The sequence below is a fragment of the Pseudonocardia humida genome, assembly GCF_023898865.1.
Classification (GTDB): domain Bacteria; phylum Actinomycetota; class Actinomycetes; order Mycobacteriales; family Pseudonocardiaceae; genus Pseudonocardia; species Pseudonocardia humida.
This window is the reverse complement of sequence record NZ_JAGSOV010000075.1, coordinates 1-14,194: the sequence shown is the minus strand read 5'-3', so window position 1 is coordinate 14,194 and position 14,194 is coordinate 1. Positions and strand designations below refer to the sequence as shown.

At 75.4% G+C, this 14,194-nt stretch carries 12 protein-coding genes and 1 tRNA gene; 5 read left to right on the top strand and 8 right to left on the bottom strand.

All coding sequences use genetic code 11. The features are described 5' to 3' along the window. Positions 1-138 precede the first annotated feature (138 nt). Complete coding sequence (locus tag KDL28_RS33890; RefSeq protein WP_252445231.1) at positions 139-1,233, top strand: DUF6745 domain-containing protein; 1,095 nt, start codon at positions 139-141, stop codon at positions 1,231-1,233. Positions 1,234-1,249: 16 nt separating this feature from the next. Here KDL28_RS33890 and KDL28_RS33885 read toward each other — a convergent pair whose 3' ends face one another. Further along, positions 1,250-2,092, bottom strand: coding sequence for an alpha/beta fold hydrolase (locus tag KDL28_RS33885; RefSeq protein WP_252445229.1), 843 nt, complete (start codon positions 2,090-2,092; stop codon positions 1,250-1,252). A gap of 58 nt (positions 2,093-2,150) precedes the next feature. On the opposite strand from KDL28_RS33885, the gene KDL28_RS33880 reads away from it, so the two are divergent. After that, on the top strand, positions 2,151-2,624 hold the full coding sequence (locus tag KDL28_RS33880) for a MarR family winged helix-turn-helix transcriptional regulator (RefSeq protein ID WP_252445227.1): 474 nt from the start codon (positions 2,151-2,153) through the stop codon (positions 2,622-2,624). Positions 2,625-2,826: 202 nt separating this feature from the next. Next, positions 2,827-3,225, top strand: a complete 399-nt coding sequence (locus KDL28_RS33875) for a tetratricopeptide repeat protein (RefSeq protein ID WP_252445225.1) — start codon at positions 2,827-2,829, stop codon at positions 3,223-3,225. Positions 3,226-3,569: 344 nt separating this feature from the next. Here the strand turns inward: KDL28_RS33875 and KDL28_RS33870 are convergent. The 3 genes from KDL28_RS33870 to KDL28_RS33860 all read right to left on the bottom strand — a co-directional run bounded on the left by KDL28_RS33870 (position 3,570) and on the right by KDL28_RS33860 (position 6,215). After that, positions 3,570-3,643 (bottom strand) — tRNA-Leu (locus tag KDL28_RS33870). Positions 3,644-3,922: 279 nt separating this feature from the next. After that, positions 3,923-5,362, bottom strand: coding sequence for an NAD(P)/FAD-dependent oxidoreductase (locus tag KDL28_RS33865; RefSeq protein WP_252445223.1), 1,440 nt, complete (start codon positions 5,360-5,362; stop codon positions 3,923-3,925). A 118-nt stretch (positions 5,363-5,480) separates the two neighbouring features. Next, positions 5,481-6,215: a uracil-DNA glycosylase gene (locus KDL28_RS33860; protein ID WP_308216100.1), complete on the bottom strand. Its 735-nt coding sequence runs from the start codon at positions 6,213-6,215 to the stop codon at positions 5,481-5,483. Between KDL28_RS33860 and KDL28_RS33855 the strand changes: the two genes are divergently transcribed. Next, positions 6,178-7,638, top strand: a complete 1,461-nt coding sequence (locus tag KDL28_RS33855) for a S10 family peptidase (RefSeq protein ID WP_252445222.1) — start codon at positions 6,178-6,180, stop codon at positions 7,636-7,638. The genes KDL28_RS33860 and KDL28_RS33855 overlap by 38 nt on opposite strands. Here KDL28_RS33855 and KDL28_RS33850 read toward each other — a convergent pair whose 3' ends face one another. The 4 genes from KDL28_RS33850 to KDL28_RS33835 are packed head-to-tail and all read right to left on the bottom strand — an operon-like array spanning position 7,639 to position 12,132. Then, complete coding sequence (locus KDL28_RS33850; RefSeq protein WP_308216099.1) at positions 7,639-8,379, bottom strand: response regulator; 741 nt, start codon at positions 8,377-8,379, stop codon at positions 7,639-7,641. Continuing rightward, the gene (locus KDL28_RS33845; RefSeq protein ID WP_252445220.1) at positions 8,352-9,617 is read right to left on the bottom strand and encodes a sensor histidine kinase; all 1,266 of its coding nucleotides are present in this window, start codon (positions 9,615-9,617) and stop codon (positions 8,352-8,354) included. Before KDL28_RS33845 ends, KDL28_RS33850 begins: the two co-directional genes overlap by 28 nt. Positions 9,618-9,676: 59 nt before the next feature. After that, positions 9,677-11,371, bottom strand: a complete 1,695-nt coding sequence (locus tag KDL28_RS33840) for a hypothetical protein (protein WP_252445218.1) — start codon at positions 11,369-11,371, stop codon at positions 9,677-9,679. Further along, a complete protein-coding gene (locus tag KDL28_RS33835; RefSeq protein WP_252445216.1) occupies positions 11,356-12,132 on the bottom strand; it encodes an ABC transporter ATP-binding protein in 777 nt (258 codons plus the stop codon). The genes KDL28_RS33840 and KDL28_RS33835 overlap by 16 nt, the downstream gene beginning before the upstream one ends. Before the next feature lie 305 nt (positions 12,133-12,437). Between KDL28_RS33835 and KDL28_RS33830 the strand changes: the two genes are divergently transcribed. Beyond that, positions 12,438-14,099: a catalase gene (locus KDL28_RS33830; protein WP_305882275.1), complete on the top strand. Its 1,662-nt coding sequence runs from the start codon at positions 12,438-12,440 to the stop codon at positions 14,097-14,099. Positions 14,100-14,194 lie beyond the last annotated feature (95 nt).

Genomic DNA, 14,194 nt, shown 5'->3' with positions numbered 1-14,194 from the left:
GGGCAGCGCACGCCGACCCCGGGGCCCGGCATCGAGCTCACCGAGCGGCAGCTCGCCGACTGCGCCGCCGAACGGGTCGGGTGGCTCGAGGTCGCCCGCTCGACGGCGCGCTGCGACCGGCCCGCGGCCGAGGGCGCCGTGCACGCCGCCTACGCCACGGCCGGCCTCCCGCCGCCGCAGCGCACGCTGTGGATGAGCTCGCCGCTGGGCGGGGCCGTGGCCACCGCCGCGCTCGGCGGCCGGCCGGTCGCGCCCGACGCGTTGGCGCGCTGGGCGGGGCCGGGCGCCGCCCGGCGCATCCTCGACGAGCTGCACCTGCAGTGGGACGGCGCCGCGAGCGGACGCCCCGGCCGGCCCACCGGGCCCGACGCCGCCGGCGAGCTGTGGCGCAGCCTGCGGTCCCGGCTGCGCCGCGAGCTCGGCCACGGCCGCGCCGAGCTGCTGTGGGAGCGGCTGGGCGCCGAGTTCGACGGCGAGCGGCTCGGCGGACGGCTGTGGCGCGGCTTCTCCGGCCCGCTGCGCGCGCACCTGGCCGGGCGGCTGCGCGAGCCGGCGGCCGACCCGGTGCGCGCCCGGCTCGCCGAGGCGGTCGACCCGTGGGCGGAGGCGTACCTGCTGGCCCGCCACCGGCAGGCCTTCGCCGCCGCCGGGGTGGCGGTGCCCGAGCGCCTCGCCGCGCTGGACGACGCGGTGCGCCGCACGGGCTGGTGGTGGCCGCTCCCGGACGCCGTCGTCCTCACCGAGCGGCCCACCGTGCTGCGCCACGACCGGCTCGGCGCACCGCACGCCGCCGACGGCCCGGCGATGGCCTACGCCGACGGCGTCGAGGTGCACGCCTGGCGGGGCACCCCGGTGCCCGCCGACCTGGTCGAGGGCGACGGCTGGGAGGTGTCCCGGATCCTCGCCGAGCCCGACGCCGACCTGCGCCGCTGCGCCGTGGAGCGGCGCGGCTGGGACCGGTTCGCCGCCGAGGCCGGGCTCCCCCAGGTCGGCGCGGCCGAGCCGGACCCCGGCAACCCCGGGCGCGAGCTGCGCCTCTACGAGCTGCCCGCAGGCATCCACGGCGCCGCGGCCCGGCTGCTGGTCTGCGAGAACGGCTCCCCCGACCGCGACGGCACGCACCGGCGGTTCGGGCTGCCGGTGCCGGCGGACATCCCCGACCCGACCTCGGCCGCGGCCTGGACCGACGGCGTCGACCGGGACGGGTACGCCGGCGTCCAGCGGCGCACCTGACCCCGTACCCGGCCCCTCAGCGGGCGTGCTCGGCGAGGAACCGCAGCAGGATCGCGTCGAACAGGTCGGGGCGCTCCATGTTCGGGTAGTGCGCGGTCCCGCCCACCGTCGCCGTGCGGCCGTGTGCGACGAGCCCGGCGGCGCGCTCGGCCATCGCGATGTGGTCGTCGGAGTCGATGCCGCCGATGATCGCCAGCAGCGGGGCGGTCACCCCGGGCAGCCGCTCCCAGGTCCGGGCGACCGGGGTGGGCGGTGCGGGCGCGGTGGGGCGGCCGTCGGGCCCGGTCGGGACGTGCGCGGTGATGGTGTCCAGGGCCATGGCCCTGGTGCGGGCCATCACCTCCGGGTCGGCGGCGACCACGTCGCGGTGCGGTCCGGCGCCCAGCCGCAGGAAGGTCTCGATCCACGCCTCGGCGTCGGCGGCCTCCGCGGCGCGCCGCCAGTCGGCCTGCATGCGCAGGATCCACGGGTCGCGGAAGTCGGGTTCGCTGGTGCCGGCCCCGCTGATGACCAGCGCCCTGGCCAGCTCGGGGTGCTCCAGCGCGACGTCGAGGACGGTGGAGGCGCCCATCGACACCCCGACCAGCACGGCCGGGCCGGTGTCGAGCGCCCGCAGCAGCACGGCCACGTCGTCGCAGTGGCGGAAGGGCGCGGTGGCGGTGGACGAGGCGCCGTGCCCGCGCGCGTCGACGGCGATCACCCGGTGGCCCGCCGCCACGAGCGGACCGACCTGCCCGTCCCACATCCGGTGGTCGAGGGTGCCGCCGTGGAGCAGCACGACGGGCACGCCGGCCCCGGTGTCGCGGTACGCGAGGTGCCCGTCGGGGATCTCGACCCGGCTCAGCTCCGAGGTACTCATGACAACCAAGGTGTCATAGCGCCACACGATTGACAACCCAGGTGCCAAGATGTGCGCCATGGCCGACGCCCCGCTGGACCCCGACGCGCTCGCCGACCGCCTCGCCGAGGTCTACCTGGTCGTCGGACCGCTCTACCGGCGCGTGCTGCGCGCCGTCGAGCGCGACGCCCCGGTCTCGGGCGTCTCGGTGGGCGTGCGCGCCGTGCTCGACCTGCTGTCCCGCAACGGGCCGATGACGGTCCCGCAGATGGGCCGGGCGCAGTCGCTGAGCCGGCAGTTCGTGCAGCGGATGGTGAACGAGGCCGTGGCCGCCGGGCAGGTCGAGATGGTCGACAACCCGGCCCACCGCCGCTCGCGGCTGGCCAGCCTGACCGAGGCGGGCCGGGCGACCATCGACGCCGTCACCAGCCGGGAGCACGACCTGCTGCGCAAGGTCGGCGGCGACCTGACCGCCGCCGAGGTGCGGGCCTGCGTGCGCGTGCTCGGGCAGATGCTGGCCGCGCTCGACGACGTCGACGTCGACGCGGACTGAGGTGGATCCGGCCTCGCGCATGACCGCGGCCGAGCCGGCGCCGGGTTCGGGCGATCGCCGACCGGACGAGCGTGACCCGTGCCATAGACCAGGTCCCGGCGCGCCGCTCCGTCACTCGGCGTCATCATGATGTTGGTCTGAACTGCCGTGCTCCTGCCTCCGTGTGCCGGACATAACGCCCCGTTCGACGCGAGGAGCACCCGTGGACCCGTCCGCCACCGTCACCGACTGCGAGCACGTGCTGGCCCGGGCCCTGGCCGGGCTGGGCGAGAACCACCCCGACACCCTGGCCGCGCGCAGCACCCTGGCCACGCTCTACCGGCGGGCCCGCCGCTACGACGACGCGAGCACGCAGCTCGAGGAGCTGCGGAACGGGCTGCGGGCCACCCTGGGCGGCGAGGACGAGCAGACCCTCGAGGCCCGGCAGCGCCTGGCGTTCGCCTACCGGCTGGCCGACCGCCTGACCGAGGCCGAGCGGGAGTACCAGGCCGTGGTGGAGGGGCGGGCGCGGACGCTGGGCGCCACGCACCCCGACACGCTCGTCGCCGAGGAGCACCTGGCCGCCGTGCGCCGCCGGCGCTGGCACGAGATCGTCGGCTGAGGGTCCACCCGCGAAGGCCCGATGCCCACCCCGCCGCGCACCGCCCGAACGCGGACGGCGACCGTCGTCCCACGAGACCGCTCCCACCGGCGACGAGCGGACGGCGGGCGAACAACCTTTGACGCGTTGCTCGCGGAGCGGGGCGCCAGGCCCACGACCTGGGAATCCTCTTGATCGACGACGTCGATAAACGTCGTACCGCGCAGCCGGGGATTATCGTGGAACCGAAACCGGAAACGTCGGGCCGGACACCCGGAACGCGATCGACGAGACATCCCCGGGAGCGATCGGCGACGATTCCCGACCGCCCGGAGCCCCGGCGAAGCGCCACGACACGCCGCGTGTGCCCCCGGTGGGAGTCGAACCCACACTGGGACCCTTTTAAGGGGCCTGCCTCTGCCGGTTGGGCTACGGGGGCGCGGCAACAGCGTACAAATACCGCGGCCCGGCGGCCGGATAACCCGTTGGCGGGAGACCGCCGACTTGGCCCGATGCCCAGCGCGACAATAACGCGGGCCGGACCCCGGTCGCTACCCCGGGAGGACGACCGTGAGGCACACGGTGGCCGACCCGACATCACGGTCGGTGACGTCCGGCTCGGACGCTGCCCGGCCGGCCCGGGCCGGCCGCCCATGGACGCCGCCGACGCCGGCGAGCCCCGTCGGGCGGCTCGCCGGCGTGAGCGCGGAACGGGCCGTCAGGCCGTCCGGCTGGGGGTGGACTCGGTGGTCGCCTCGACCTCGCGCCGCTCCGGGGTACCCCCGACCGGGCGCGGGTCGGTGTCGGGGCCCGGGCCCACCGGCGACCCCGACCCGGCGTCCACCGGCGGGCGGTTGCGGGCCACCCGGTCGAAGTCGGCGCGGGGGTCGTTGATCTGGCCCAGCGCCACGACCTCGCGGCCGAAGAACAGCGCCGAGGTCCAGTCGACGACGATCCGGACGCGCCGGTTCCAGGTGGGCATCCGGCTCACGTGGTAGGTGCGGTGCATGAACCAGGCCACGATGCCGCGCAGCTTGATGCCGTAGATCTCGGCGACGCCCTTGTAGAGCCCCAGGCTGGCCACCGAGCCCGCGTAGCTGTGCTTGTAGTCCGTCAGCGGCTTGTCGCGCAGCCGGGCGACGACGTTGTCGGCCAGCACCTTGGCCTGGCGCACGGCGTGCTGGGCCGAGGGGCTGGTGCGGGCCTCCGGGTCGTCCTTGGACAGGTCGGGCACCGAGGCGCAGTCGCCCGCGCTGAACACCTCGGGCATCCCGACGACCTGCAGGTCGGCGCCGCACTCGACGCGGCCGCGGGAGTCGCGGGGCAGGTCGGTGCTCTCCAGCATGGGGTTGGGCTTGACGCCCGCGGTCCAGATGATGGTGTCGGTGTCGAAGGCCTGGCCGTCGTCGAGCTCGACGTGGCCGCCCTCCATCGTCTTCACCCGGGTGTCCAGGTTGACCTCGATGTTGGCGTCGAGCAGCCGCTCGACGGTGTAGCGGCCCATCTTCGGGCCCACCTCGGGCATGATCCGGTTGGCCGCCTCGACCAGCACCCAGCGGATGTCCTCGCGGTTGATGGTGTCGTAGTAGCGGCTCGCGTAGCGGGCCATGTCGGCCAGCTCGGCGAGCGCCTCGATGCCGGCGTAGCCGCCGCCGACGACCAGGAAGGTCAACAGCCGCCTGCGCAGCGCCGGGTCGAGGGTGGTGGCCGCGGCGTCGAGCCGGGACAGCACGTGGTTGCGCAGGTAGATGGCCTCGCCGACGGTCTTGAACGCGATGCCGTGCTCGGCCAGGCCGGGGATCGGCAGCGTGCGGGCCACCGAACCCGGGGCGACGACCAGGTAGTCGTAGCCGACGGTGGTGGTGCGCCCGGCGCTCAGCTCGACCGTGACCTCGCGGCGGGCGTGGCTGATCGCGGAGACCCGGCCGGTGAGGTGCTGGCACTTGCGCAGCACCTTGCGCAGCGGCACCACCACGTGGCGCGGCTCGATGGAGCCGGCCGCCGCCTCGGGGAGGAAGGGTTGGTAGGTCATGTGCGACTGGGGGTCGATCACGGTGACCTCGGCCTCGCCGCGACGCAGCCGCTTCTGCAGCCGCAGCGCCGTGTACATGCCGACGTAGCCGCCGCCGACCACGACGATCCTCGCGTTGCTCGCCATGTCCCTTATGTTCCCACTTCCGGGGCTTGCCCACCTCCCTCTCGGGGGTGAGGTCTGTGACGATTCAGACGGCAGCGACGATTCAGCCGGCGGCGACGATTCAGCCGGCGGCGACGATTCAGCGGAGGATGCCGGCCGCCTCGGCCGCCGTCCGCAGGACCTGCTCCAGCATGGCGGGTGTCAACCGTCCCGTGAAGGTGTTCTGCTGGCTCACGTGGTAGCAGCCGAAGACCGCGAGCGGGCCCCGGGCGCCGTCGAGGTCGACCCGCACGCCGTGGCCGAACCGCGGCCGCGGGCGGGGCACCGCCCACCCGGCGTCGTCGAGCACCGGCAGCAGCGCCTGCCACCCCCACCCGCCGAGCACGACCACGGCCCGCGGCACGAGCAGCGCCAGCTCGGCGCGCAGCCACCGCGAGCACGTGTCGCGCTCCTGCGGGGTCGGCTTGTTGTCCGGCGGGGCGCAGTGCACCGGCGCGGTGATCCGGGTGTCGCGCAGCGCCAGCCCGTCGCCCTTGCGCACCGACGTGGGCTGGTTGGCCAGGCCGACGGCGTGCAGCGCGGCGTAGAGCACGTCGCCGGAGCGGTCGCCGGTGAACATCCGCCCGGTCCGGTTGCCGCCGTGCGCGGCCGGGGCCAGCCCGACGACCAGCAGCCTCGCGTCCGGCGGCCCGATGCCGGGCACCGGCCGGCCCCAGTACTCCTCGTGCCGGTAGGCCGCGCGCTTCTCCGCCGCCACCTTCTCCCGCCACTGCACCAACCGGGGGCAGGCGCGGCAGTCGACCAGGTCGGCGTCGAGCTGACCTAGGCTCGATCGGGTGAGCGAGGAACCCGAGGAGCTGCCCGAGTCCGACACCCCGCCCGAGCCCGCCGACGACCTCGTCACCACGTCCCACACGCTACGCACGTCCGATGGCGAGCTCGCCTACACCGCGGCCGCCGGGCGGATCGTGCTGCGCCACGAGAAGCACACCGACGGCACGTTCGAGGGCCACCGCCCGCACGCCGAGGTGTTCGTGACCGCCTACACCCTCGACGGCGCCGACCCCGCCACCCGCCCGGTGACCGTGGCCTTCAACGGCGGACCCGGCTCGTCGAGCGTGTGGCTGCACCTGGGGCTGCTCGGCCCGCGCCGGGTCGTGATGGGCGACGCGGGCGCGCTCACCGCCCCGCCGTGGGGGCTGGCCGACAACGCCGAGACCCTGCTCGCCCACTCCGACCTGCTGTTCATCGACCCCGTCTCGACCGGCTACTCGCGCGCGGTGGCCGGCGGCAAGCCCGCCGACTTCCACGGCTACACCCCCGACGTCGAGTCCATCGGGGAGGTGATCCGGCTGTGGGTGACCCGCAACCTGCGCTGGGGCTCGCCGAAGTACCTCGCCGCGGAGTCCTACGGCACGCTGCGCGCGGCCGCGCTGGCCGAGCACCTGCAGGACCGCCACGGCATGTACCTCAACGGCCTGATGCTGATCTCCAGCGTGCTGGACATGGGCACCATCCGGTTCACCGAGGGCAACGACCAGCCCTACCCGCTGTTCCTGCCGACCTACGCGGCCATCGCGCACTTCCACGGCCGGGCGGGTGAGCGGGCGCTGCCCGAGGTGCTCGCCGACGCCGAGGACTTCGCCGCGGGCGAGTACCCGTGGGCACTGGCCCGCGGCCACCGGCTGCCCGACGCCGACCGCGACCGGGTGCTCGCCCGGCTCGCCGGGCTGACCGGGCTGAGCGCCGGCTACCTGCACCGGGTCCGGCTGCGCCCGGAGCACCAGCGCTTCTTCCGCGAGCTCCTGCGCGAGGAGGGGCGCACGGTCGGGCGGATCGACGGCCGGTTCACCGGCTGGGAGGACGACGACGCCGGCGAGGGCCTCAGCTACGACCCGTCGATCGCGGCCATCACCGGTCCGTACACCGCGGCGCTCCACACGCACGTGCGCGGCACCCTCGGCTACGAGAGCGACCTGCCGTACGAGATCCTCACCTCCCGCGTGCACCCCTGGTCGTACAAGGAGTTCGAGGGGCGCGGGGTGTCGGTGGTGGGCAGGCTGTCGGCGGCGATGCGGGCCAACCCGCACCTGCGGGTGCACGTGGCCTGCGGCTACCACGACGGCGCGACCCCGTACTTCGCCGCGGAGAGCGTGCTGGCCCGGCTGCCGATCCCGGACGAGCTGCGCGCCAACGTCGAGGTCCGCTACTACGAGGCCGGCCACATGATGTACGTGCACGAGCCGAGCCGGGTGCAGCAGAGCGCGGACCTGGCGGCGTTCCTCGGCGACGGCTAGCTAGGCGCCGGTTCGGCCCCGCCCGTCCCCGGTCGCCGGGCCGGCCTCGTGGGCGAGGATCGCCAGCTGCACCCGGTTGGTCAGGTCGAGCCGGGTCAGCGCCGCGGAGACGGTGGCCTTCACGCTGGACACCGACAGGTGCAGCCGGGCGGCGATCTCGGCGTTGGTCAGCCCCTCGGCCAGCGCGACGGCCACCTCCCGCTCCCGGTCGGTCAGCCGGGCCAGACGCTCGGCCGCGGCCGGGCGGGCACCGCCGCCCCGACGGGTCAGCTCCATCAGGGCGCGGGCCGCCGCCGGCGACAGCACCGGCTCCCCGGCCGCGGCCCGGCGCACCGCGGCCACGATCTCCGCCGGCGGCGTGTGCTTGAGCAGGAACCCGGCCGCCCCGGCGCGCACCGCGGCCAGCACGTTGTCGTCGGCGCCGAAGGTGGTCAGCACGACCACCGCGGGCCGGCGGGCCGGGTCGCCGCGCGCGGCCAGCGCGCGGGTGGCGGCGATGCCGTCGAGCACCGGCATCCGGATGTCCATCAGCACGACGCGCGGGCGCAGCCGGGCCACCGCGTCGGCCACCTCCGCCCCGTCGCCGACGCCGCCGACCACCTCGATGTCGCCTGCCCCGGTCAGCATCATCGTCAGCCCGGAGCGCACCAGCGGGTCGTCGTCGACGAGCAGGACGCGGACCGGCCCCGCCGCCGGGTCGGTCGACCCCTCGTTCAGCGCGGCCACGGCACCCGCGCGCACACCCGGAACTCCCCGCGGTCGACCCCGCTGGCCAGCTCCCCGCCGTGCACGGCGACCCGCTCGGCCAGCCCGAGCAGCCCGGTGCCCGCGCCCGGGATCTCCGCCGCGGTCACCCCGACCGGCACCGCGTTGCTCACCCGCAGCACCGCCTCGCCGCCGCGCTCGGCCCGCCCCGACAGCACCACCCGGGCGCCCGGGGCGTGCTTGCGCGCGTTCGTCAGGGCCTCCTGCACGACCCGGAACAGGGTGCGCTGCACGGCCTGCGGCAGCGCGTCGAGGTCGTCGGGCAGCTCGGCGTCCACCCGCTGCCCGCCGGCGCGGGCCTCGTCGAGCAGCCGCGGCAGCTGGGCCAGGGTGGGCTGCGGGGCGGCCCGGCCGTCCTCGCGGTCCCGCGCGTCGACGTCCGGGCCGCGCAGCAGCCGCAGCACCTGCTGGAGCTCCTCCAGCGCCTGGTGCGCTGTCGAGCGGACGACGCCCGCGGCCTCGCCCAGCTCCTGCGGTGACGGCGGTGACGCGATCCCCTCGCGGGCCCGGCCCAGCCGGTACTCCAGCGCCCCGGCGTGCACCGAGAGCAGCGAGATCCGGTGGGCGAGCACGTCGTGCATCTCGCGGGCGATGCGCTGGCGCTCGGCGCGCTGGGCCGCGGCCAGGCGCAGGCCGTGCTCGCGCCGCTCGGCCTCGACCTGCTCCCGCAGGCTCAGCACCAGCTGCCGGCGGGCCCGCACGGCCAGTCCGGCGGTGACGCTGAGCAGCATCATCAGCAGGATCGCCAGCAGCATCAGCAGCGGACTGCCGAACACCACGCCCAGGTAGCTGTAGATGTACGGGACGCTGAGCACGGCCGTGCCGAGGACCAGCGGGACCGCCCGGGTCCAGCCGCGGTGCAGGGCGACGGTGAACAGCAGCACGAACAGCGCCCCGGCCGCGGTGTTGCTGATGGCGCAGGCGGCCCCGACCGCCGCGGTGAGCGCGGTCGGGAACCGGCGCCGCCACCACACCGCCAGGCACGCGGCGACGCCGAGCGCCGGGTCCAGCACGAGCAGCCACTGCGGCAGGGCGAACACGTTCAGCCGCAGGCTCTGCAGCTCCCCCAGCGCCCAGCCGACCGCCAGCAGGAACGCGGCCAGGTCGACCAGCCAGTCGCGGGTGGTCCGCCGGGCGCCGGACCGGCCGGCCGGCCGCGACAGCGCGCCGGGCAGCATCCAGGCGTCGACCGGGGTGCGCGCGGTGGGCAGCACCCGCCCAGGATAGGCCGGAGAACCGGACATCCCGGTCGCGTCCACCCGCGCCGGGCCGGTCATCGACCGGTCCGCACCTCGCGGGCCGCGGCGGCCTGCACCGCGGCCGCCTCCGCCTGGTGGGCGAGCCGGTCCAGCACGTCACCGCCGGCGGCGGTGACGACCGTGCCCGGGTAGCGGAGCCGGGCGAACGTCTCGGGCAGCCGCGCCTGCAGCCGGGCGACGGCGACCGCTCCCCCGGCCCAGCTCCCGACCAGCGCGCTGCCCACCGCCACCGCCGCGGTCGCGGCGGCGAACCAGCCGGACGGGTCCGGGGCGAAGGCCAGCCCGACGGCCATCGCCAGCGTCGGCGCGAGCAGCACCATCATCAGCCAGAACGACACCTGGATGGCGAGGCTGTTCTCCCCGGCGTCGTTCGCGTTGACCCGCTCGTGCGGTTCGACCCCCGGCGTCGCCGCCACCACCGACACGACCGCCGCGAGCCCGCTGCCCACGCCCAGCGCCGCGACGACGACGGCCGCGACCGGGAGCGCGTACCCGGTCCCCCCGGCGAGCGCCACGGTCGGCACCGACAGCAGCGCCGCGGGCACGCCGAACGCGACGGCCATGCCCAGCTGGCGGCCGCGGACGTCGGCCCGCAGCGCCCGCGGGCTCTGCGCCACGACCAGCTGCCACAGCGCGGTGCCGTCCTGGCCGTACAGGTTGGCGCCGGTGAGCGCCACGACCAGGGCGACGGCGGGGCCGGCGAGCAGGGCGACCTCGGGCATCCCGCCCAGGACCCCGAACAGGGCGGTGAAGATCCCGAACCAGATGGCCGTGCGGATCTCCAGGCTGCGCCACGGGTCGCGCCACCACGACCGCAGCTCCTTGCCCAGCACCGCGCCCAGCGGGGTGGCCGGCAGCAGTCGGGGGCCGGTGAGCGCCCGGCTGCCCAGCGGCCGGTGGCGCCGGCGCGCGGTCCGCGGCCCGACCGCGGGCGCCAGCAGCACCGCCGCGGCCAGCGCGGCCAGGCCGGCCGCCACGGCCAGCGCGGTGAGCCAGCCGAGGGCGGCGGGGACGTCCCCGGCGAGCGCGGCGTCCACCGCGCGCAGCGGCCATCCGCTGGGCAGCCACCACCCCAGCACCGTGCCGGCGGGTCCCCCGGCGAAGCCGCCGGCCAGGAAGACCGGGACGCCGTTGACCACCGGCGAGACCAGCAGCCACCCGGCGATCGTGCCGGACAGCAGCAGGCCGTACTGGACCGCGGCCAGCTCCACGCCCACCCGGGTGCGCATGGCCGCGCCCACCAGCGCGTAGGTGGCCCGGGAGAGGGCGACGACGAGCACGAGCAGCAGGGCCGCGGCCAGCACCGCGACCGCGACCGCGGCCACCGCGACGGCCGGTGCCTCCGCGGCGACCACCGCGTAGGCGATCACGGCCAGCACGGCCAGGGCCGTCACCGCGGCGCCGACCCCGACGAACACCGAGGCCAGCAGGCCGAACCCGAGCCGGCGGCGCGGCAGGGGCAGCAGCGCGAAGTACTCCGGGCGCAGTACCGCGGCCCCGGAGGTGAGCACCGGCCCCACCAGCCACCCCGCCAGCCAGCCGGCCAGGGCGAAGGCCAGCACGTCGGCCCGGCCCGCCGGCGCGGCCAGCAGCACCGCCGCCCACGTCAGCGCGCCCGCCACGAGACCCAGCCCCAGCCCCAGCTGCCGCTTCCACGCCGTCGTGTGGCGCTGGATGGCGAACCGCAGCCGGATCAGCCGGCCAACCACGTCAGCTCCTCCTCCCCGACCGCGCGCTCGCCCACGAGCGCGACGAACGCCTCCTCCAGCGACCCCGCCGCGCCGCGCATGTCGGCCAGCGCCCACTCCGTCAGCACCCGGCCCTGGGCGATCACCGCCGCCCGGTCGCACAGGTCCTCGACCAGGGCCATCACGTGCGACGAGATCACCACCGACCCCCCGGCGGCGACGAACCGGCGCAGGATCGCCCGCAGCACCCGCGCCGAGACCGGGTCGACCGCCTCGAAGGGCTCGTCGAGCACCAGCACCGACGGACGGTGCAGCAGCGCGGTGGCCAACCCGATCTTCTTGCGCATCCCGGTCGAGTACTCCGCGACCAGCACGCCGGCGTCCTCGGCCGCGTCGAGCTCCAGCACCTGCAGCAGCTCGCCGGCGCGGGCCCGGACCACGTCGGCGTCCAGCCCGCGCAGCAGGCCCCAGTAGGTCAGCAGCTCGCCGCCGGTCAGCCGCTCGGGCAGGGCCAGCCCGTCGGGCAGCACGCCGAGCAGCTGCTTGGCCCGCACCGGGTCGGCCCACACGTCCACGCCGTGCACCAGCGCGGTGCCCGCATCCGGGCGCAGCAGCCCGACCGCCATCGCCAACGACGTCGTCTTGCCCGCCCCGTTCGGGCCGATCAGCCCGGTCACCGACCCCGTCGGCACGGTCAGGCTCACCCGGTCCGCGGCCGGCCGCCCGGAGAACGCCTTGGTCATCCCGTCCAGCCGCAGCGCGGCCCGCTCCGGTTCCCCCATGCCCACCACGCTGCCCGCCGGCCGTGGCGCCGTCGGTGGCCGACCGGCCAGACCTCCGGCCGACCGGCCACATTCCCGCTCCCCGATCGGTCGCGGGCCGGGCGGTTTGGCCACGGCCCGCCCGGGTACGCCATCGGTTGCTGGAACGGTTCCAGAAGAAGACGCGCGCATCGAGCCCGCCGGCCGCCCCGCGCCGATCCAGCTGCGGGCTCCGCCGTCGACCTTGCCGACGTGACTGCCGGGCCCGCCCCGGTGCCAGTAGTCGCAGGAGCAGTCGCACGAGTTCGCGAGGAACAGGAGAGACCATGACCGACGTGGCGAGCCAGGGCCCGACGTCCGGCGACGAGCGCGAGGTCCTCACCGACCGCCAGGGTCATCCGATCCACGACAACCAGAACCAGCGCACCATCGGCGCCCGCGGCCCGGCGACGCTGGAGAACTACCACTTCCTGGAGAAGATCAGCCACTTCGACCGGGAGCGGATCCCGGAGCGCGTGGTGCACGCCCGCGGCTTCGTCGCCTACGGCGAGTTCGAGGCCACCGGCAAGTGGGGCGACGAGCCGATCGCGACCTACACCCGGGCCAAGCTGTTCGCCGAGCCGGGCAAGAAGACCGACCTGGCCATCCGGTTCTCCACCGTGATCGGCGGGCGCGACTCCTCGGAGGCCACCCGCGACCCGCGCGGCTTCGCGGTGAAGTTCTACACCGAGGACGGCAACTGGGACCTGGTCGGCAACAACCTCGCGGTGTTCTTCATCCGCGACGCCGTCAAGTTCCCCGACGTCATCCACTCGCTCAAGCCCGACCCGGTCACGTTCAAGCAGGAGCCGGCCCGGATCTTCGACTTCATGTCCCAGACCCCGGAGTCGATGCACATGCTGGTCAACCTGTTCAGCCCGCGCGGCATCCCGGCCGACTACCGGCACATGCAGGGCTTCGGGGTGAACACCTACCGGTGGGTCAACGCCCAGGGCGAGTCGCACCTGGTCAAGTACCACTGGATCCCGCGGCAGGGCGTCAAGAGCCTGACCGAGCAGGACGCGGCCAACATCCAGGCCGGCAACCTCGGGCACGCCTCGGAGGACCTCTACACCGCCATCGAGCGCGGCGAGTACCCGCAGTGGGACCTCTACGTCCAGCTGATGAGCGACGAGGACCACCCCGAGCTCGACTTCGACCCGCTCGACGACACCAAGGTGTGGCCGGAGAACGACTTCGAGCCCAAGCTCGTGGGCACGATGACGCTCAACCGCAACGTCGCCGACCACCACAACGAGAACGAGCAGATCGCCATGGGCACCGGCGTACTCGTCGACGGCCTGGAGTTCTCCGACGACAAGATGCTGGTCGGACGGACGTTCTCCTACAGCGACACCCAGCGCTACCGGGTGGGCCCGAACTACCTGCAGCTGCCGGTGAACTCGGCGAAGAACGCCACCGTGCGCACCAACCAGCGCGGCGGCCAGATGTCCTACGGCACCGACCTCGCGCCCGGGCAGAACCCGCACGTCAACTACGAGCCCTCGATCACCGGCGGGCTGCGCGAGGCGCAGTACCCCACCGAGGACGAGGTGGGCCCGGAGGTCCGCGGCCGGCTGACCCGCAAGCGGATCCCGCTGACCCAGGACTACAAGCAGGCCGGCCAGCGCTACCAGCTGATGGAGCAGTGGGAGAAGGACGACCTGGTCGCGAACCTGGTCGCCAACATCTCCCAGGCCGTCCGCGACGTCCAGGAGCGCATGGTCTGGCACTTCCTGCTCTGCGACGACGAGCTGGGCCTGCGGGTCGGCGAGGGCCTGGGCATCTCCCCCGACGACGTCCGGCAGCTGCCGCCGCTGCAGAGCCAGACGCTGTCCGAGGAGGACCAGCAGCGCCTGACCAACCTGGGCAAGAACGGCCCCCGGGACGTCGCGGGCCTGCGGATGACCCATTGCGTCCCCAACGAGCGGGTCGTCGTCGAGCGCTAACCCCCACCCCCACCCCGGGGGGGGGGGGGGGGGGGGGGGGGGGGGGGGGGGGGGGGGGCGGGCCCCCCCGGGGGCGGCGGCGGGGGGGGGGGGGG